Source organism: Erwinia sp. E602, assembly GCF_018141005.1.
Taxonomy (GTDB): Bacteria; Pseudomonadota; Gammaproteobacteria; order Enterobacterales; family Enterobacteriaceae; genus Erwinia.
In genome coordinates this window covers 3,307,786-3,324,098 of sequence record NZ_CP046582.1, presented here as the reverse complement: position 1 = coordinate 3,324,098, position 16,313 = coordinate 3,307,786, and the positions used below count along the sequence as shown (strand labels likewise).

Annotated in this window: 17 protein-coding genes; 6 read left to right on the top strand and 11 right to left on the bottom strand. The window is 59.7% G+C overall.

The features are described from left to right. Positions 1 to 157 precede the first annotated feature (157 nt). Positions 158 to 913, top strand: a complete 756-nt coding sequence (gene hutC / locus GKQ23_RS16795; protein WP_101506030.1) for a histidine utilization repressor — start codon at positions 158 to 160, stop codon at positions 911 to 913. Here the strand turns inward: hutC and GKQ23_RS16790 are convergent. Both GKQ23_RS16790 and GKQ23_RS16785 read right to left on the bottom strand, forming a co-directional pair. Next, positions 897 to 1,457, bottom strand: a complete 561-nt coding sequence (locus GKQ23_RS16790) for a HutD family protein (RefSeq protein WP_212408922.1) — start codon at positions 1,455 to 1,457, stop codon at positions 897 to 899. The genes hutC and GKQ23_RS16790 overlap by 17 nt on opposite strands. Further along, on the bottom strand, positions 1,454 to 2,809 hold the full coding sequence (locus GKQ23_RS16785; RefSeq protein ID WP_212408921.1) for a formimidoylglutamate deiminase: 1,356 nt from the start codon (positions 2,807 to 2,809) through the stop codon (positions 1,454 to 1,456). Before GKQ23_RS16785 ends, GKQ23_RS16790 begins: the two co-directional genes overlap by 4 nt. Positions 2,810 to 2,890: 81 nt before the next feature. Here GKQ23_RS16785 and hutI point away from each other — a divergent pair, with 81 nt between their 5' ends. Both hutI and hutG read left to right on the top strand, forming a co-directional pair. Next, complete coding sequence (gene hutI, locus GKQ23_RS16780) at positions 2,891 to 4,105, top strand: imidazolonepropionase (protein WP_212408920.1); 1,215 nt, start codon at positions 2,891 to 2,893, stop codon at positions 4,103 to 4,105. Then, positions 4,102 to 4,890 carry an N-formylglutamate deformylase gene (gene hutG / locus GKQ23_RS16775; protein WP_212408919.1) on the top strand — a complete coding sequence of 263 codons (789 nt, stop codon included), beginning with the start codon at positions 4,102 to 4,104 and terminating at the stop codon, positions 4,888 to 4,890. The genes hutI and hutG overlap by 4 nt, the downstream gene beginning before the upstream one ends. Positions 4,891 to 5,149: 259 nt before the next feature. Here the strand turns inward: hutG and GKQ23_RS16770 are convergent, their stop codons facing one another. Both GKQ23_RS16770 and GKQ23_RS16765 read right to left on the bottom strand, forming a co-directional pair. After that, positions 5,150 to 5,671 (bottom strand): 5'-3'-deoxyribonucleotidase, encoded by a 522-nt coding sequence (locus tag GKQ23_RS16770; RefSeq protein WP_101506028.1) that lies wholly within the window; start codon positions 5,669 to 5,671, stop codon positions 5,150 to 5,152. Between the two features lie 122 nt (positions 5,672 to 5,793). Then, complete coding sequence (locus tag GKQ23_RS16765; RefSeq protein ID WP_212408918.1) at positions 5,794 to 6,453, bottom strand: flavin reductase family protein; 660 nt, start codon at positions 6,451 to 6,453, stop codon at positions 5,794 to 5,796. 123 nt (positions 6,454 to 6,576) lie between these two features. Between GKQ23_RS16765 and GKQ23_RS16760 the strand changes: the two genes are divergently transcribed. Then, entirely contained in the window at positions 6,577 to 7,113 is a 537-nt protein-coding gene (locus GKQ23_RS16760) for a hypothetical protein (protein WP_212408917.1), read from the top strand. A 149-nt stretch (positions 7,114 to 7,262) separates the two neighbouring features. Further along, positions 7,263 to 8,201 (top strand): 23S rRNA (adenine(1618)-N(6))-methyltransferase RlmF, encoded by a 939-nt coding sequence (rlmF, locus tag GKQ23_RS16755; RefSeq protein ID WP_212408916.1) that lies wholly within the window; start codon positions 7,263 to 7,265, stop codon positions 8,199 to 8,201. Here the strand turns inward: rlmF and ybiO are convergent. The 7 genes from ybiO to rhtA form a co-directional block, all read right to left on the bottom strand. Further along, positions 8,198 to 10,465 carry a mechanosensitive channel protein gene (gene ybiO, locus GKQ23_RS16750; RefSeq protein WP_212408915.1) on the bottom strand — a complete coding sequence of 756 codons (2,268 nt, stop codon included), beginning with the start codon at positions 10,463 to 10,465 and terminating at the stop codon, positions 8,198 to 8,200. The two genes, rlmF and ybiO, sit on opposite strands and share 4 nt — an antisense overlap. A 269-nt stretch (positions 10,466 to 10,734) precedes the next feature. Continuing rightward, positions 10,735 to 11,457 carry a glutamine ABC transporter ATP-binding protein GlnQ gene (glnQ, locus tag GKQ23_RS16745; RefSeq protein ID WP_056237006.1) on the bottom strand — a complete coding sequence of 241 codons (723 nt, stop codon included), beginning with the start codon at positions 11,455 to 11,457 and terminating at the stop codon, positions 10,735 to 10,737. After that, positions 11,454 to 12,113 (bottom strand): glutamine ABC transporter permease GlnP, encoded by a 660-nt coding sequence (gene glnP, locus GKQ23_RS16740; protein ID WP_056237004.1) that lies wholly within the window; start codon positions 12,111 to 12,113, stop codon positions 11,454 to 11,456. Before glnP ends, glnQ begins: the two co-directional genes overlap by 4 nt. Before the next feature lie 155 nt (positions 12,114 to 12,268). After that, positions 12,269 to 13,015 (bottom strand): glutamine ABC transporter substrate-binding protein GlnH, encoded by a 747-nt coding sequence (glnH, locus tag GKQ23_RS16735; protein ID WP_056237002.1) that lies wholly within the window; start codon positions 13,013 to 13,015, stop codon positions 12,269 to 12,271. Positions 13,016 to 13,305: 290 nt separating this feature from the next. Beyond that, a complete protein-coding gene (locus GKQ23_RS16730; protein WP_212408914.1) occupies positions 13,306 to 13,569 on the bottom strand; it encodes a DksA/TraR family C4-type zinc finger protein in 264 nt (87 codons plus the stop codon). A gap of 86 nt (positions 13,570 to 13,655) precedes the next feature. Further along, on the bottom strand, positions 13,656 to 14,159 hold the full coding sequence (dps, locus tag GKQ23_RS16725; RefSeq protein WP_212408913.1) for a DNA starvation/stationary phase protection protein Dps: 504 nt from the start codon (positions 14,157 to 14,159) through the stop codon (positions 13,656 to 13,658). 366 nt (positions 14,160 to 14,525) lie between these two features. After that, on the bottom strand, positions 14,526 to 15,422 hold the full coding sequence (gene rhtA / locus GKQ23_RS16720; protein WP_212408912.1) for a threonine/homoserine exporter RhtA: 897 nt from the start codon (positions 15,420 to 15,422) through the stop codon (positions 14,526 to 14,528). Between the two features lie 367 nt (positions 15,423 to 15,789). Between rhtA and ompX the strand changes: the two genes are divergently transcribed. Continuing rightward, positions 15,790 to 16,299: an outer membrane protein OmpX gene (gene ompX / locus GKQ23_RS16715; protein WP_056236997.1), complete on the top strand. Its 510-nt coding sequence runs from the start codon at positions 15,790 to 15,792 to the stop codon at positions 16,297 to 16,299. Positions 16,300 to 16,313: the final 14 nt, after the last annotated feature.

The following is a 16,313-nucleotide window of genomic DNA, read 5'->3' as shown; positions in this document are numbered from 1 at the left end:
AAAAATAGTTGAGCGCCCGTCCGGAGAGGATCGGCTTGCGGGTCAAACGCTGGCTTTGCCAGCGCGTCAGGATAGCAGGCAGGTGGGTTGCAGATGTCTATACATTTAAGAGTTTACCTACTACACTGCCGTCATTAATTTTATCAGGATAAAAACTATGGCCGGTCAGTCCGCCATTTCTCAACTTGCCGCCGTGATGAGCGATCGGCCAGCGCCGATCTATCTGCGCGTGAAGCAGGCGATTATCAGCCAGATTACGGAAGGCGTGTGGCAGGCCAGGCAGCGGGTGCCGTCGGAGAGCGAGCTGGTAAACGAGCTCGGCGTCAGCCGTATGACCATCAACCGCGCGCTGCGTGAGCTGACCAGCGAAGGCTATCTGGTGCGTATGCAGGGGGTCGGTACTTTTGTCGCCGAAACCAAAGGCTACACCGCGATGCTCGAAGTGCACAATATTGCCGATGAGATCGCCCAGCGCGGCCACCGCCACAGCTGTAAAATCGTCCAGCTGGGCGAGAGCCGCGCCGATCCTGAGCAGGCCGCGGTGCTGGGCATCGGCAGCGGGCAGCCGCTGTTTCAGTCGCTGATCGTGCATTATGAAAACGAGCTGCCGGTGCAACTGGAGGAGCGGCTGGTTAACCCGCAGGTGGCCGCGGAGTACCTGCAGCAGGATTTCAGCCTGCAGACCCCCTATACCTACCTGATGCGCGTGGCACCCTTAACTGCGGGTGAACACGTGGTGGAAGCGGTGCTGCCCGACGCCCGCCAGTGTGAGCTGCTGGCGATGGAGGCGCACCAGCCGTGCCTGCTGATCCGCCGTCAGACCTGGAGCGACAGCAAGATCGTTACCTACGCGCGGCTGCTCTACCCCGGCTCACGTTATAAGCTGTTGGGCCGCTTCAAGGGGCATGGCTGATCGCGGCGATGCTGCCCCATAACAGCAGTGCGTCGGGTGACAGCGGCGTAAAGCTGCCGTCGTCACTTTCCCACCACGCCCCCTGGCCGGCGGACAGCCGCACCTGCGGATGCTGCCACTCGCCCTCCAGCACGTAGACCACCCCGGCGCAGGACGACAGCGGGCTGAAGGGCTTACGGGTGACTCCGGCCGACGCCGAGTGGCTTTCCCGGCGTGACATGATGTTAAAGTCGCGGCTCGGCCCGGCCGACAGGCGTGCGGCGATCGGCTCCTCTCCGGTGAAGGCAAACGGCTGGTTCGGCTGGAGCTGCTGGCGGAGTTGGCCGTCGCCGTACAGCGCCACGCCGTCGCCGTCGAGCAGGGTAATGATCCTGTCGATGCCGGGAAACAGCGAGAAGTCGCCGTCGTGGGCGAGGGTGGCGATGCTGGCGCGCCAGGCAAAATCTGCCTGGCCCGGCGGAAAGCTGATGATTTCGCGCGTTTCACCGCCGCCGTTGCGCCAGCGGCTGACCGGCAGGCGGGCGCAGTCATAGAAATGAATCATCGCAGCGCCTCCAGTGCCTCACGGCAGGCAGCGTCGATCTGCTCCTGCTGCGCGTGCCGTCCGGCGGTGATGCGCGGCTGCCCTGCGACGTACACCTCCTGAATCTGGCCGCGATGGCCGGCAAACAGCCAGCGGTTGAGCAGGGCGGCGTCCGGCGTGGTGCAGAGCAGCGCATCCTCCTGCAGTACCAGCCAGTCTGCGCGCCAGCCCGGCTGGAGGCTGCCGATTTTCAGACCGCAGGCCTGCGCGCCGCCCGCCAGCGCCTGCTGGTAGAGCACGTCGCCGACCGAGGGCTGTTCTGCGGTAACGATGCGGTTTCGGCGGCGGTCGCGCAGTCGTTGTGCGTACTCCAGCCAGCGCAGCTCCTCGATCACGTCCAGCGACACGTGGCTGTCGGAACCGATCCCCCAACGCCCGCCCTGGGCAATGTAGTCGCTGGCCGGGAAAATGCCGTCGCCGAGGTTGGCCTCGGTGGTCGGGCAGAGACCGGCTACCGCGCCGCTGGCGGCCAGCCTTTTGACCTCCTGCTCCGTCAGGTGGGTTGCGTGGATCAGACACCAGCGCGTATCAACCGCAAAGCGGTCCAGCAGCCAGCTGACCGGCCGCTTACCGCACCAGGCCAGCGAGTCATTAACCTCTTTCTCCTGCTCGGCGATGTGCAGATGCACCGGCAGGTGCGTCGGGCTGGCGGCCAGCACCTCTCGCATCTGCGATTCGTTGACCGCGCGCAGCGAATGAAAACAGAGCCCCTGGCTGAGCAGCGGTCGTCCGGCGATCAGCTTCTGCAGGCGCACCTGCTGCGCAAGATACTGGCTGGTGGTCTGGATAAAGCGTTTTTGCCCCGGCAGCGGCGGCTGGCTGCCAAACCCGGCATAGCTGTACAACACCGGCAGCAGGGTCTGACCAATCCCGCTGCGTTCCGCCGCCGCCGCCAGTTCGCGCAGCATCTCATCATTCGCGTAGGGCTGGCCGTCGGGCTGGTGGTGCAGATAGTGGAACTCCGCGACCTGGGTATAGCCGCCTTTCAGCATGTCGACGTAGAGCGCGCTGGCGATGGCACCGACCTGCGGCGGCGTCAGGCGCTCCGTCATGCGGTACATCAGCTCACGCCAGGTCCAGAAACTGTCCTGCGGGTTACCGGCGATCTCCGCCAGACCGGCCATCGCCCGCTGAAAGGCGTGGGAGTGCAGGTTGGCGATGGTCGGCAGAACGGAGCCGTTCAGCCGCACCGCACCCTGTACGCTACTGTTGGGGGTCAGGGCGCTGATGACGCCCTGGTGGTCAACGTCAATTGTCACATTGTGTTGCCAGCCGTCGGCCAGCAGGGCGCGGGGCGCAAAATAGCGGATCATGGTTGCTTCCTGTACAGTGAGGTTGTATATACATATACATACTTATTATCAGGCCGTAAAGAACACAACGTGGGAGGGAGAATGGAGCCGCTAAGCTGCGATCGTTTATGGACCGGTGCCGATATTGTCACCATGCGGGAAGGGCGCTACAACATCATAGCAGACGGGGCGATCGGCGTGCGCGGCGAGCAGATCGTCTGGGTCGGTTCACGGCAGGAGGCCGCCGGCCTGCAGGCGGAGCGCATCACCGACCTCGGCGGCGGCATTGTCACTCCGGGCCTGGTGGACTGCCATACTCATCTGGTGTTTGGCGGCGATCGCAGCGATGAATTTGAACAGCGGCTGAACGGGGCCACCTACGCCGAAATCGCCGCCGCGGGCGGCGGCATTCTCTCTACCGTGCGTGCCACCCGCAGCGCCTCGCTGGCGCAGCTGGTGGCCAGCGCCCGCCAGCGGCTGACGTTGCTGCTGAACGAAGGGGTGACCACCGTTGAGATCAAGTCCGGCTACGGGCTGGAGGTTGCCAGCGAATTACGTATGCTGCAGGCGATTCGTCAGCTTGCGCAGCAGGTACCGGCGCAGATCCAGGCCACCTGCCTTGCCGCCCACGCCATTCCCCCCGAATTCAGCCAGCGTCCTGACGCGTGGGTCGATATGATCTGTGAGCAGCTGCTGCCGCAGGTGGTGGCCAGCGGGCTGGCGGATGCGGTTGATGCCTTCTGCGAACATCTGGCGTTTTCACCCGAGCAGGTCGCGCGCGTGTTCCGGGCGGCACAGCAGCTGGGCCTGCCGGTAAAACTCCACGCCGAACAGCTCTCCGCGCTGGGCGGCAGCCGGCTTGCGGCCAGCTTTGGTGCGCTGTCGGCCGACCATCTGGAGTATGCCAGCGAGCAGGACGTGGCCGCGATGGCCCAGAGCGGCACCGTGGCAGTGCTGCTGCCCGGCGCGTTCTATCTCCTGCGTGAAACCCAGCTGCCGCCGGTGGCGCTGTTCCGCCGTTACCGGGTGCCGATGGCGCTGGCCAGTGATGCCAATCCGGGGACATCACCGGCGCTGTCGCTGCGGCTGATGCTGAATATGGGCTGCACGCTGTTCGGCATGACGCCGGAAGAGGCGCTGGCGGGGGTGACGCTGAACGGCGCACGCGCGCTGGGGCTGGCCGACCAGCTTGGCTCGCTTGAGGCAGGCAAACGGGCTGATTTTGTCCACTGGCCGCTGGCACGCCCGGCGGAGCTAATCTACTGGCTGGGCGGGCAACTGCCCTGCCGGGTTATTTTCCGAGGAGAGGAACGATGAAACCATTTGAATTTAGTTCCGGCACGCTGCCGCTGCTGGTCAGTATTCCCCACGCCGGCACCGCACTGACCCCCGAAGTTGAGGCCGGCCTGACCGACGCCGCGCGGCTGCTGCCCGACACCGACTGGCATATTCCACGGCTGTACGAATTTGTGCAGTCGCTCGGTGCCAGCGTGCTGGTCGGCAACTACTCGCGCTTTGTGGTGGATGTGAACCGCCCGGCGGATAACCAGGCGCTGTACACCACGGCCACCACCGGGCTGTTCCCGGAGACGCTGTTTGACGGCAGCCCGACCTTCCGCACCGGCCAGGCTCCCGATGAGGCCATTCGTCAGCGTGACCTGCGGCAGATCTGGCAGCCGTACCATGACCAGCTGGCTCAGGAGCTGGCCCGGCTGAAACAGCGCTTCGGCTACGTGCTGCTGTTTGACGCCCATTCGATTGCCTCGGTTATCCCGCGGCTGTTTGACGGCCAGCTGCCGGATATCAACCTCGGCACCAATGACGGTGCCAGCTGCAGCCAGGCCATCGCCGATCGGCTGACCGGCATCTGCCAGCAGCAGTCGCAGTTTAGCTGGGTGCTGAACGGGCGGTTTAAGGGTGGCTATATTACCCGCGCCTACGGTCAGCCGGAAAATCGCCAGCAGGCGGTGCAGCTGGAGCTGGCACAGGTCAATTATATGGATGAGCAGCCGCCGTTTGGCTGGCGCGAGGATAAACAGCGCCAGCTACAGCCGCTGCTACAGGGCCTGATTGAGGGCTATCTGGAAGAAGCTGCGCGCTGACCTTACCGGCAGCAAGCCGCCAGCGCCGTGCTGGCGGAAGGCGGGTAGCCGGCAGGATTCGGTGCAGTCACCTTCAGGTAAGGTTCCGCCAGCGCCGTGCTGGCGGAAGACGGGTAGCCAGCAGGGCGCGGTGCAGTCACCTTCAGGTAAAAATCCGCCAGAGCAGCGCTGACGCAAGGCACCCAGCCTATGGCAGGATGCTTTCTCAAATGCGGCTACCCCCGCACCTTGTGCGTTGGCGTAGCCGCAGGCAGGCCGTTTATAGCAGCAGCGTTTCGATCTCCTGCCAGTTTTCCACCCGGCGATAGCCGGTCACATGGCGGTTATGCGCGGCGGAGTAGAGGATCCCTTCACCACAGAAATTCACGAAGTTCTTCGCATTATCGTCGATCATATAGTCGGCCCTGATAATACTTTTATCCCCGCAGAACACGATATTGCGCGGCTTGATATCCGGGAAATGGGTATTCAGCCAGCGGAATTTGGCGTTAAACGAGCTGGGTAGCTCCATCGCGGCGGTCGTGATAAAAATGTCGTAGTGCTGGCTGAGTCGGGCAATCACCCGCTGGCTGTCGGCAATCACCGCCAGGTCGCCAAAAAACTCCGGATCGCTGGCCAGCGCAAAAATCTCTGACAGCTTGTGCGGATCCTTCTGCTGCAGATCGAACAGGTTGAGCTCGTCTGCGGTGAGCTGCTGCGCGAAATGGTTGTTCCAGGTGGTGACCAGCTTGGGATGAAAATCGGCAATCACTTCATCCATGTCAATCGCGATACGTTTCATAATCACTCAATAATCGGGGGTTTTGGAGAAGGTTAGCATATCAAAAAAACCGTTGCCGACGCTGCTGGCTAATAAAGGCGCAGGCGCGGTCGGCAGACTACTGGGCTATCGTCAGCCCCCCTTCAGGCTTTACGCGCGTCCGGCCGCGTCATATCGAAACGCAGATCCTCACTGATGCCGTAGTAGGCGCTCGGCCCACCGGCGCGCAGAATCGGCTCCGCCTTCGCGGTCTGGTAGATGCCGTTTTCCAGCAGCGCCTCGTCGATATGGATCGCCACCGCTTCACCCAGCACCAGCCAGCTGGGCAGCTTTTCGCCGTCCGCCGACTGCAGCTGAATGCACTGGGTCAGACGACACTCAAAGTTGACCGGGCTTTCTGCCACCATGCTGACGTTAATCAGGCTGGCAGGCAGCGGCGTCAGGCCGGCAAAGGCGAACTCATCCTCGCCACGCGGCAGCGATGCCGAGCTCTCATTCATCGGCACCGCCAGCGTGCGGGTCGCCAGGTTCCAGACAAATTCCCCGGTTTCCACGATGTTGGCCACGCTGTCCTTCCAGCCGCTGCTGGCAAAGCCGATGATCGGCGGATGGTAGTTAAAGCAGTTAAAAAAGCTGTAGGGTGCCAGGTTACGCTGGCCGGCGGCGTTCTGCGAGCTGATCCAGCCGATCGGCCGTGGCCCGATAATGGCGTTCAGCGGGTCGTGCGGCAGGCCGTGGCCGCGTGCCGGTTGATATGAGTAGCGGGTCGTCAAAGCAGGCTCCTTGAGGTTCGTTGCGATCATACATTACATAAGTCAAATTTATTAATATAAAGAAATAATTTGAAACTTGTTGTACAGTAATGCCGCTATTTGTAGCGATATGTCATTCTTATTTCAATGGATTTAAATTTGATGGAGCTTTTCATGTTGTCAAAATTTGCACGTTTTACCTCAGCAACGGTACTGATTTCTGCCACCACGCTGTTTGCCAGCGCACTGGCCAGCGCGGCGGATAACAGCGCGTTTTTTGATGCGGCGTTATGCCAGCCAGCCTACACCACTAAAGCGGCCACCGCGCTGTACAATGAAGCAGAAAAAGTCTCAAAATATGAGCTGGTGGGGATGATGGCGGTTTATCCGCTGGCCGAAGCGGTGGTTAAAGACGGCTTCAGCGCCAAAGCCTTCGTGCTGGCTGGCACCACCTACGGCGTGCTGGTTGAAGGGCAGAAAGCCGATGAACTGGCAAAAGCGTATCAGTTAACCGCTGAAGCGCCGAACCCGATGATCGTGGCCACCAAAAGCTATATTCGCGTATTAGACGATGCCGACCAGCCTTCGCCGGAAACCGGCCGGGTGGCGATCACCGCCCGTGAAGCGCAGGGCATTCCGGGTAAAACGCTGCTGAGCTGTGAATTCACCTCACTGGCCGATCTTGCGGCGATGAAAGCGATGGCGAAATAATCGCCTGTTCTGAACATCAGGGCCGTAGGGCCCTTTTTTTTGCCTGCGTTCAGCATGGCGTGAAGCAAACCGCGGGAAATCCTGCGCTAGTGGTTTACGATTAATACTCCAGCAGGTATCTTACGCGCCTGCTGATAAGAGAGTGACTGATGAAAACCCCTGCCGAGAAAGACCTTCTCCACCCGCGTAACCGCCACCGCGGCCGCTATGATTTTGCTGCGCTGATCGCCAGCCACCCGCCGCTGGCGGCGTTTGTTGCCGTGAATAACTGGGGCAGCGAGTCGATCGACTTCGCTAATCCGCTGGCGGTGAAAACCCTCAACCAGGCGCTGCTGCGGCACTTTTATCAGATCGACCACTGGGATATTCCGGACGGCTTCCTCTGCCCGCCGGTCCCCGGCCGTGCCGACTATATCCATCACCTGGCCGATCTGCTGGCCGAAGATAACCGCCGCGTGGTGCCGCGTGAGATCAACGTGCTGGACGTCGGCTGCGGTGCCAACCTGATCTATCCGCTGATCGGCCATGCCGAGTACCGCTGGCGATTCACCGGCAGCGAAGTCAGCGAACAGGCGATGGCCTCGGCGAACGCGATTATCAGCGGCAATCCGGGGCTGAACCGCGCCATCCGCCTGCGCCGGCAGAAAGAGGCTAACGCCATTTTTAGCGGCGTGATTCACAAAAATGATTTGTATCAGGCCGTTCTCTGCAACCCGCCGTTCCACGCCTCCGCCGCCGACGCGCGCGCGGGCAGCCAGCGTAAGCTGCGCAACCTCGGCCTTGACCGCAGCGCGCCGCTGAACTTTGGCGGCCAGCAGGACGAGCTGTGGTGTGAGGGCGGCGAAGTGGCCTTTATCACCCGGATGATCGAAGAGAGCGCCGGCGTTGCACGCCAGTGCGTGTGGTTCACCTCGCTGGTGTCGCGCAAAGAGAACCTGCCGGCGCTGTGGCGGGCGCTGGAGGAGGCGGAGGTCGCCGCTGTGCGTACCATCGATATGGCCCAGGGGCAGAAGCAGAGCCGCTTTATCGCCTGGAGCTTTATGGAACAGCCGCAGCGCTCCCGCCTGCTGGGCAAGTCCCCCGCTTAAGGGACAGGTGCCGCCAGCGCCTGTACGCCGGCGGCACCGGCCACGTCCACTCCGCTCTGCATCACCTGCACCGTCTGATACGGTGCTTTGATGCCCGCCGCGTCAAAGTGTTTTTTCACCATCGCGTCCAGCGCAAAGCGCACCGTCCACTGCTTCAGCGGCTGGGTGGTGAACGACACGCGTACGGTAAACGCCTGGTTGCTCAGCCCCACCAGTCCGGCAAACGACGGCTCGCCGATCACCAGGCTGCGAATCGCGTTATCCTCCAGCAGCTCCTGCACCGCCGCCTGCAGCGTGGCGTTAACCTGTTCGCTGTCCTGCTGACGGTCGACGTCGTAGTTGGCGACAAACGAGCCGATGCCGCGCACGAAGTTTGCGAAGGTGGTGATCGAGGACCACGGAATGATGTGGTAGGCCCCGGTGTCCTGACGCACGCCGACCGAGCGGATCGACATGCGCTCCACGGTGCCGGTAATCGCGCCGATGGTCACCAGGTCGCCGGTGTTCATGCCGTTTTCAAACTGAATAAACACCCCGGTAATAATATCCTTCACCAGCGTCTGTGAACCGAAGGAGATGGCGAGGCCGAGCGCGCCGGCACCGGCCAGCAGCGGCGCGATGTTTACCCCCAGTTCAGAGAGCAGGATCATAATGGTGATGGTGCTGATCACCACCGCCAGCGCGTTACGGAACAGCGTCAGCAGGGTGCGGGTGCGCGCGCTCGGCATCTGCCGGCCGTGCGAGTCAGAGGCCAGCCGGCTCTCGATCAGGCTGGCCAGCAGGGTCCAGCCGACCGCCGAGAAGAACAGGATCACCACGATGCGGATCAGCACGTCCACCACCTTTTCGCCGGCCCCCACCGTCAGCCAGTGCCACAGGTCAAACAGGTGCCAGGCGCTGAGCAGCATCAGCGTTACCGCAAACACGCTGACGATGCGGGCCAGCTTGAGCAGTGCCGAGACCCAGCCGTTGATGCGCTGCTGCAGCGCCGGGTAGCTGCGCTGCGTCTCCGGCGAGAGGATGATGGTCTTGTTGATCCAGCGGGTCAGCATGCCGGAGACCAGCGCGCCGATGGCGACAATCGCCAGCGAACGCACGGTGGCCGACATCATAAACTGCAGGCTGTCGCCGGGGTTAAACAGCGACATAAAGAACAGCGCGATAAAGTAGGCGCTGGCCAGCCAGTGCCACACCAGGGCAAAGGCGCGAATAAACAGGCCAAAGAAGGCCAGCGAACGGTCGGCCAGCCGGTGCAGTTCGTGGCGGATATTCAGCCGGTTGTGGAAAATCAGGTACAGCGCCCAGACGGTAATCAGCCCCATAATCACCACGTTGGTCAGCGCGCCGATCTGCACGTTCACCTGGTTCGAGACGATCGGCACGATCACCAGCAGGCCGTAACCGATCAGCCCGCTCAGCCAGCTCAGGCGGGTATTCCAGTAGTGGGCGCGGTTATCCGCAAGGTGGAAGAAGCGCAGCTGCGGGTAGCGCGGGCAGAACAGCAGCCGCAGCACCGCCTTGAAGAACTCGATCAGGGCAAAGGCGTTGAGGAATAACCCCTGCTGGTAGGCGATGGTGCGGCTGCCGCCGTTCATATTGTCGATGAGGATCTGGCCTGTAAACAGCGCCAGCGCCAGCAGCAGCAGGTCGATCACGAACGCGCCGGCAATCATCGCCGGCAGCTGCAGCCAGTTGTTGCGCGCGCTGTTTTTCCTGTGCCCCCAGTCGCCCATGCGGCGATAGAGCGGCGTCACGGCCAGGCGTATCAGCCAGTAGAAGGCGAACAGCGCCGCCGCCAGCATGGCAAAGTGGCTGACCGCGTTGAAGAAGGTGGCCTGGTTAAACGGCTTGTGCGGCGCGTTGGTAATATTGTGGTGCAGCGCCTGCAGCCGGGCGGCAAACTCGCCGCCGAAGTGACGGCTGACGTCGGTAACGCCCTGCAGCACCGTTTTATCCTCCGCCTCCTGCGGCGGCGTCAGCACCGGCTCGTTGTTAACCGGTGGGGTAACAGAGGCGCTGCGCAGCTGGTCGATCAGCTCTTTTCTGGCGCTGTCGTTTTCCAGAATATTGGCCAGCGCGGCATAGGCGGCTTTTTTGTCCGCGATGTCCGGTGCGTTCTCGCTGGCGGCCGCAGGTTGCGTGCTTTGCGAAGCCGCCACGGCGGCGGCGGGCAGGGTAACGGCATGGGTAAACGGGCTGGCGAGCAGTAACAGTAACAGCATTGATTGCAGCAGCGCGCGAAGCGATGGCGTAATTCCTGACATCCGGTTCTCCTGAAGTCCGACGGCGACAACAGAACAGTATAGACGGCGTGAGTGGACGGAAGGGCAGAAGGGTACTGTACAGAAAGCAGGGCGGACTGAAAGAGAGCACAAAGAAAGCAGTATAGACAGAATGAGAGAAGCAGGGAGGAAAGAATGAGAGCGACAGAAGGCAGCATGGACAGAATGAGAACGAACAGAAAGCAGGGTGACAGATAAGGTCGGCAGGTAAATAAAACGGGGCAGGCGGATGCTGCCCCGGGAGTGCAGGATTAAGAAACGTGCTGCAGGAACTCGCGCAGGCGTGCGCTTGGCGGGTTAGTGATCAGCTCGTCCGGGTTACCGTCTTCGGCAATCCGGCCTTTATCGATAAAGATCAGCCGTGAGGCCACCTTCTGCGCGAAGCCGACTTCATGGGTCACGATCACCATGGTCATGCCCTCTTCGGCCAGGTCCTGCATCACTTTCAACACTTCATGACGGAGTTCCGGGTCGAGCGCGGAGGTCGGCTCATCAAACAGCATCATCTTCGGTTTAACCGCCAGCGCACGGGCAATCGCCACGCGCTGCTGCTGGCCACCGGAGAGCTCGGACGGGAAGTGGTTGGCGCGTTCGGCCAGGCCTACTTTACCCAGCAGCTCGCGCGCCAGGCGCTGTGCGTCTTCTTTCTTCGCACCGCGTACGCGGATCGGGCCAAAGGCGACGTTGTCCAGCGCGCTCATCTGCGGGAACAGGTGGAACTGCTGGAACACCATGCCGGCTTCCTGACGGATCAGGCGGTCATCCACTTTCGGGTCGTTAACCTTCAGGCCGTCGACGATCAGCTCGCCGCTGGTGATCTCTTCCAGCTTGTTGATGCAGCGCAGCAGGGTCGATTTACCGGAGCCGCTCGGGCCGATAATCACCACCACTTCACCCTGATTGATTTTCAGGTCGATGTCGTGCAGCACCTGGGTCTGACCGAAGTGCTTGGATACGTTTTTAAATTCAATCACAGGATTTTCATCCTTCTCTCAAGGCGACGCAGAACAAAGCTCAGCACCAGCGTAATAATCAGATAGATGACGGCAACGGCGCTCCAGATCTCCAGCGCACGGAAGTTACCGGCAATAATTTCCTGCCCCTGACGGGTCAGTTCAGCCACGCCGATCACGATAAACAGCGAGGTATCTTTGATGCTGACGATCCACTGGTTGCCCAGCGGCGGCAGCATACGGCGCAGCGCCAGCGGCATAATCACGTAGCGCAGCGTTTCGCGGCTGGAGAGGCCCAGCGCCAGGCCGGCTTCGCGGAAGCCGCGGTTAATCGACAGCACCGCACCACGGGTGATTTCAGCGATATAGGCACCGGAGTTGATCATTATGGTGACCACCGCCGCGCTGAACGGGTCAATGCGCAGGTCGGTGAAGGCCATCGGCAGCGCAAAGTAGATGAACATCACCTGCACCACGATCGGGGTGCCGCGGATCAGCTCAATAAAGACCAGCGCGACGTTGCGCGACAGCCAGCCGCCGTAGGCGCGGGCAAAACCCGCCGCCAGGCCGATAATGACGCCGCCGAGCAGACCGAGGACCGAGATCCACAGGGTCATCTTGGCGCCTTCAAGCAGGATTGGGATAGCAGGCCAGATGGCGCTCCAGTCAAACTGCATGTTTATTCTCCGGTTCAAAAACCATTTTGTTGATGTGGAAAAACGCAGGAGCGCCGTGTAACGCTCCTGTCATTAATGTATACCCTTCCTGCTTTATACCCGATGCCAGAGTTAACCGGCACCGGGGTCGAAAATCATTTGGGTATCTTCTGTTATTATTTTGGCTCAGTACCGAACCATTTTTTGTAGATCTGGTTATAGGTACCGTTGTCGCGAATAGTTTTCAGCGCGCCGTTAATCTTCTCACGCAGGTCATCACTGCCTTTTGGCAGAGCGATGCCGTACTGCTGGGCTTCAATAGACTCACCGACTGACTTGAACTGGCCTTTACCGGCGGTGTTGATGAAGTAGAGGATATTTGGCGTGTCGTGCAGCACCGCGTCAGCACGGTTGGTACCCAGTTCCATATAGGCGTTATCGATGTTCGGGAACTGACGCAGGTCTTTGGTTTTGATGTGCTGTTTCGCGTAGTCTACAGAACCGGTACCGCTCTTCACTGCCACCACTTTACCGTTCAGATCATCGATGCCTTTCACTTCGGTGTTGTTGGCTTTAACCATCACCAGCAGGCCGCTTTTGTAGTAGCCGTCGGAGAAGTCGATCGCTTTCTTACGTTCTTCGGTGATGGTGATACCGGCCAGCGCCACGTCAACGTTTTTGGTCTGCAGCGCAGGGATGATGCCGCTGAAGTCCATTGGCTTCAACTCGTAGGCAACGTTCAGCTGCTTAGCGACGGCGTCCCACAGGTCGATGTCGAAACCGACATACTTATCACCCTGCTTGAATTCGAAAGGAACAAAAGCGGTGTCGGTAGCGACAACCAGCTTCTTGTCAGCAGCGGTGGAAGTAACAGCGAATGCCAGCGTTAATGCGGCAAGTGACAGCTTGAAAATCGACTTCATCATTTTATCCTTTTTGCTTCTCGGGAACGGTAGTCGCCCAATGTTGTGCCTGCAGCGCTATGAAAAAATCGTGCCAGCTTTGCAATGGTAATAAAAAACAGTGGCTTGAACACGCTTTTTCTGACGATTCCTGGCGCGCACTGGGGTGCTGCACGAAAGTGGGGCACCGTTTTGGTGCGAATCATCTGTCGTGGTGCAGGTGAAGTTGTAGCAAACTGGCGGATAAAAACAACAGATAGTGCCGCAGGAAATGAATTTGTTGCTGTACAGCGCTGGTTTTGTAAAAAAATTCAGCGCAGCTGGCTGTCCTTACTGCCCCGGCGGTTGAACAGCGCCGCGTCATGACGCTCGTCGTGCGCCTGCTGGCACGCGATGCAGTAACGGACGCCGGGCAGCGCTTCACGGCGCGCATGCGGAATCGGCTCACCGCACTCCTCGCAGAACTCGGCGCTGGCCCCGTGGTGCAGCGCCCGGCGCGCGCGCAGCACGGCATCATCAATGGTTGAGTCAATCTGCTCCTGCACGGCATCATCCCGTGCCCACCCGCTGGCCATAGTTACCCCCTGAAATGCAAAAAAGCAGAGGAGTGAGCCTCTGCTTTGGTATCGTTCAGCTGGCCGCCGCGGGCGGCCGGCGTGGATTACTCAATATTGGCTTCGATAAACCACAGGAACTTGTCCAGATCGCGCGAGGCGGCGGTGAAGATATCGGCGGTGTCTTCATCAGAGACTTCGCCAATCGCCTTACGGGTGTCGTTGGCGACGATAGCATAACGATCGGCCAGCGCCTTCAGGTGGTCCTGCACGCTGTGAATGTTCAGCGGGTAGCTTTTCAGCGGGCTTTTGTCCGCCACGATCTGCGCGGTACCCAGCGCCACGCCGCCCAGCTGCACGGCACGTTCGGCGATGGTGTCCTGATGGTCGGTAATGGCGGTACGGAAGCCGTCCAGCATCTCATGGACGCCGATAAAGTTGGCACCGCGCATGTTCCAGTGCGCCTGTTTGGTGATCAGCGACAGGTCGATAAATTCAATCACCAGACGGTTAAGCACGTCGATGGTGGCTTTTTTCTCGTCGTCGGCCACGTCGTTACGGGTGTAAATCAGATCGGAAGATTTGGCTTTAACCAGTTTTGCGGTACTCATCATTAACGTCCTCTTAATAGTCGGGGTGTCCTGAATTTCTACGAGGTTAAGTATAGCACCGGATCCTGACTCTGCAGCGACGTTAACAGCTATCGCTTTAATAGCGGCTGACTGTCGCTGGTGAAGAGCTGATAATTTGGTAAAAGCGGAGAGGAAAGTATTATTGAGAATTATTACTATAATTGTTTGTGTTTTATGTTATTGATTTAAAATGTTTTGCTTCTGAGGTGATGGTGAGGTTGCGATATTTTATTCGCACCGGTAACAGAATGTTTCATGTAACCGGTGTGAGATCCGCAGATTAATTCACCGCTCAGCGCCTGCGCCGGCAAATAAGGCGCGGCACCCCATCAATCCGTTAACATTTCATTCACCCGACGGCTTCACCGGCACGATCTCAGATTTTGCCGGTCGCAGGGTCAGCGTTGAGCCGACCGAGGCGCTGATAATCGCCAGCAGCGCCAGCCACTGCACCGGGCTGAGCACTTCACCGAGAAACAGCATACCGGACAGCGCGGCCATCGCCGGCTCAAGGCTCATTAAGGTGCCAAAGGTGCGGGACGGCAACCGGGTCAGCGCCACCATCTCCAGCGAGTAGGGCAGCGCGCTGGAGAGAATGGCAATCAGCAGGCCGATCGGCAGCAGCGCCAGCGTCCAGGCTCCGCTGTTGGCCAGCGCCAGTCCCAGCGGCACAAACACCAGCGAGCCGATCAGCGAACCCATCGCTACCGTGGCCGGGCCGTGTTCACTGCCGGCGCGCTGGCCGGCGAGGATATAGACCACCCACAGCGCGCCCGCGGCCAGCGCCAGCAGGGCACCCTGAGGGTCGACGCCGTTAATCTCATTGCCGATCGGCAGCAGCCAGTACATACCCAGTATCGCCAGCGCCACCCAGACAAAGTCCAGCGGCCGCCGCGAGCCGAGCAGCGCCAGCGTCAGCGGCCCGATAAACTCCAGCGCTACCGCGATGCCCAGCGGCACGGTGCGCAGCGAGAGATAAAACAGAAAGTTCATCCCCCCCAGCGACAGGCCATAGAAAATCAGCGGCAGCGCCTGCTGGCGGCTGAAGCGCAGTCGCCAGGGGCGGAAGATGGCGCAGAGGATCAGCGTGCCCAGCCCCAGTCGCAGCGCGGTGATCCCCGGTGCGCCAACCTGCGGAAACAGCGTCTTCGCCAGCGCCGCGCCGCCCTGAATCGAGGTCATGGCGATAAGCAGCAAAAGCACCGAAAACCAGGGGGACTCTTTAACCGTTGGTGAGAACATCCTGTTTGCGCCTTCTATTCCAGTAATCAGTCGGGGGGGATCGGCCATGAGTGTAACGGATATGTCTGGCAAAACAGGAGAGGGAAGTAAGAAAAAAACGTTGCGGTAGGGCAAAAAGGGCGATTTTTGGTAAAGAAACGTCAGCTTTTGATTAGGATTACTCTTAATGAACTTTTTTTTACAACGGATGACAATAGCGCATTAATTCCGATAAATATAAGTAAAAAGAATGACATAGATTGTTTCATTAACTTCCTGTTACACCAAACATTCTATTGGACAACAAAATCAGGGCAGAGTTTCTCGCTGACCTTTGTTATATTTTCAGCGTTGTCAGGAGAGAAGTACTTTCACATTTGAGGTGGTTATGAAAAAAATTGCATGTCTTTCTGCGCTGGCTTGCGTACTGGCCGTTTCTGCTGGTTCTGCGATGGCACAAAGCACCGTCTCTGCCGGTTATGCTCAGGGTGATGCCCAGGGCGTGGCTAACAAAGCTAACGGTCTGAACCTGAAATACCGTTATGAGAACGGTAACGACCCACTGGGTTGGATCGGTTCCTTCACCTACATCAACAAAAACCGTACCGAGTCTGGCGACTACATCAAAGCCCAGTACTACGGCTTCACCGGTGGTCCGGCTTACCGTCTGAACGACTGGGCAAGCGTATACGGTGTTGTAGGTATCGGTTACGGTAAGTTCCAGTACAACGAACCAAACCGCGAAAAAAATGATTCAAGCGACGTAGGTTTCTCCTACGGTGCAGGTCTGCAGTTCAACCCAATCCAGAACGTTGCTCTGGACATGGGCTACGAGCAGAGCCGTATTCGTAACGTTGACGTTGGCACCTGGACTGCTGGCGTAGGCTACAGCTTCTAATCGCTGCTGCCTGA

Coding starts and splice junctions, on each gene's coding strand:
- hutC (WP_101506030.1), top strand. CDS start 158: ATGGCCGGTCAGTCCGCCATTTCTCAACTTGCCGCCGTGATGAGCGAT.
- GKQ23_RS16790 (WP_212408922.1), bottom strand. CDS start 1,457: ATGATTCATTTCTATGACTGCGCCCGCCTGCCGGTCAGCCGCTGGCGC.
- GKQ23_RS16785 (WP_212408921.1), bottom strand. CDS start 2,809: ATGATCCGCTATTTTGCGCCCCGCGCCCTGCTGGCCGACGGCTGGCAA.
- hutI (WP_212408920.1), top strand. CDS start 2,891: ATGGAGCCGCTAAGCTGCGATCGTTTATGGACCGGTGCCGATATTGTC.
- hutG (WP_212408919.1), top strand. CDS start 4,102: ATGAAACCATTTGAATTTAGTTCCGGCACGCTGCCGCTGCTGGTCAGT.
- GKQ23_RS16770 (WP_101506028.1), bottom strand. CDS start 5,671: ATGAAACGTATCGCGATTGACATGGATGAAGTGATTGCCGATTTTCAT.
- GKQ23_RS16765 (WP_212408918.1), bottom strand. CDS start 6,453: ATGATCGCAACGAACCTCAAGGAGCCTGCTTTGACGACCCGCTACTCA.
- GKQ23_RS16760 (WP_212408917.1), top strand. CDS start 6,577: ATGTTGTCAAAATTTGCACGTTTTACCTCAGCAACGGTACTGATTTCT.
- rlmF (WP_212408916.1), top strand. CDS start 7,263: ATGAAAACCCCTGCCGAGAAAGACCTTCTCCACCCGCGTAACCGCCAC.
- ybiO (WP_212408915.1), bottom strand. CDS start 10,465: ATGTCAGGAATTACGCCATCGCTTCGCGCGCTGCTGCAATCAATGCTG.
- glnP (WP_056237004.1), bottom strand. CDS start 12,113: ATGCAGTTTGACTGGAGCGCCATCTGGCCTGCTATCCCAATCCTGCTT.
- glnH (WP_056237002.1), bottom strand. CDS start 13,015: ATGAAGTCGATTTTCAAGCTGTCACTTGCCGCATTAACGCTGGCATTC.
- GKQ23_RS16730 (WP_212408914.1), bottom strand. CDS start 13,569: ATGGCCAGCGGGTGGGCACGGGATGATGCCGTGCAGGAGCAGATTGAC.
- dps (WP_212408913.1), bottom strand. CDS start 14,159: ATGAGTACCGCAAAACTGGTTAAAGCCAAATCTTCCGATCTGATTTAC.
- rhtA (WP_212408912.1), bottom strand. CDS start 15,422: ATGTTCTCACCAACGGTTAAAGAGTCCCCCTGGTTTTCGGTGCTTTTG.
- ompX (WP_056236997.1), top strand. CDS start 15,790: ATGAAAAAAATTGCATGTCTTTCTGCGCTGGCTTGCGTACTGGCCGTT.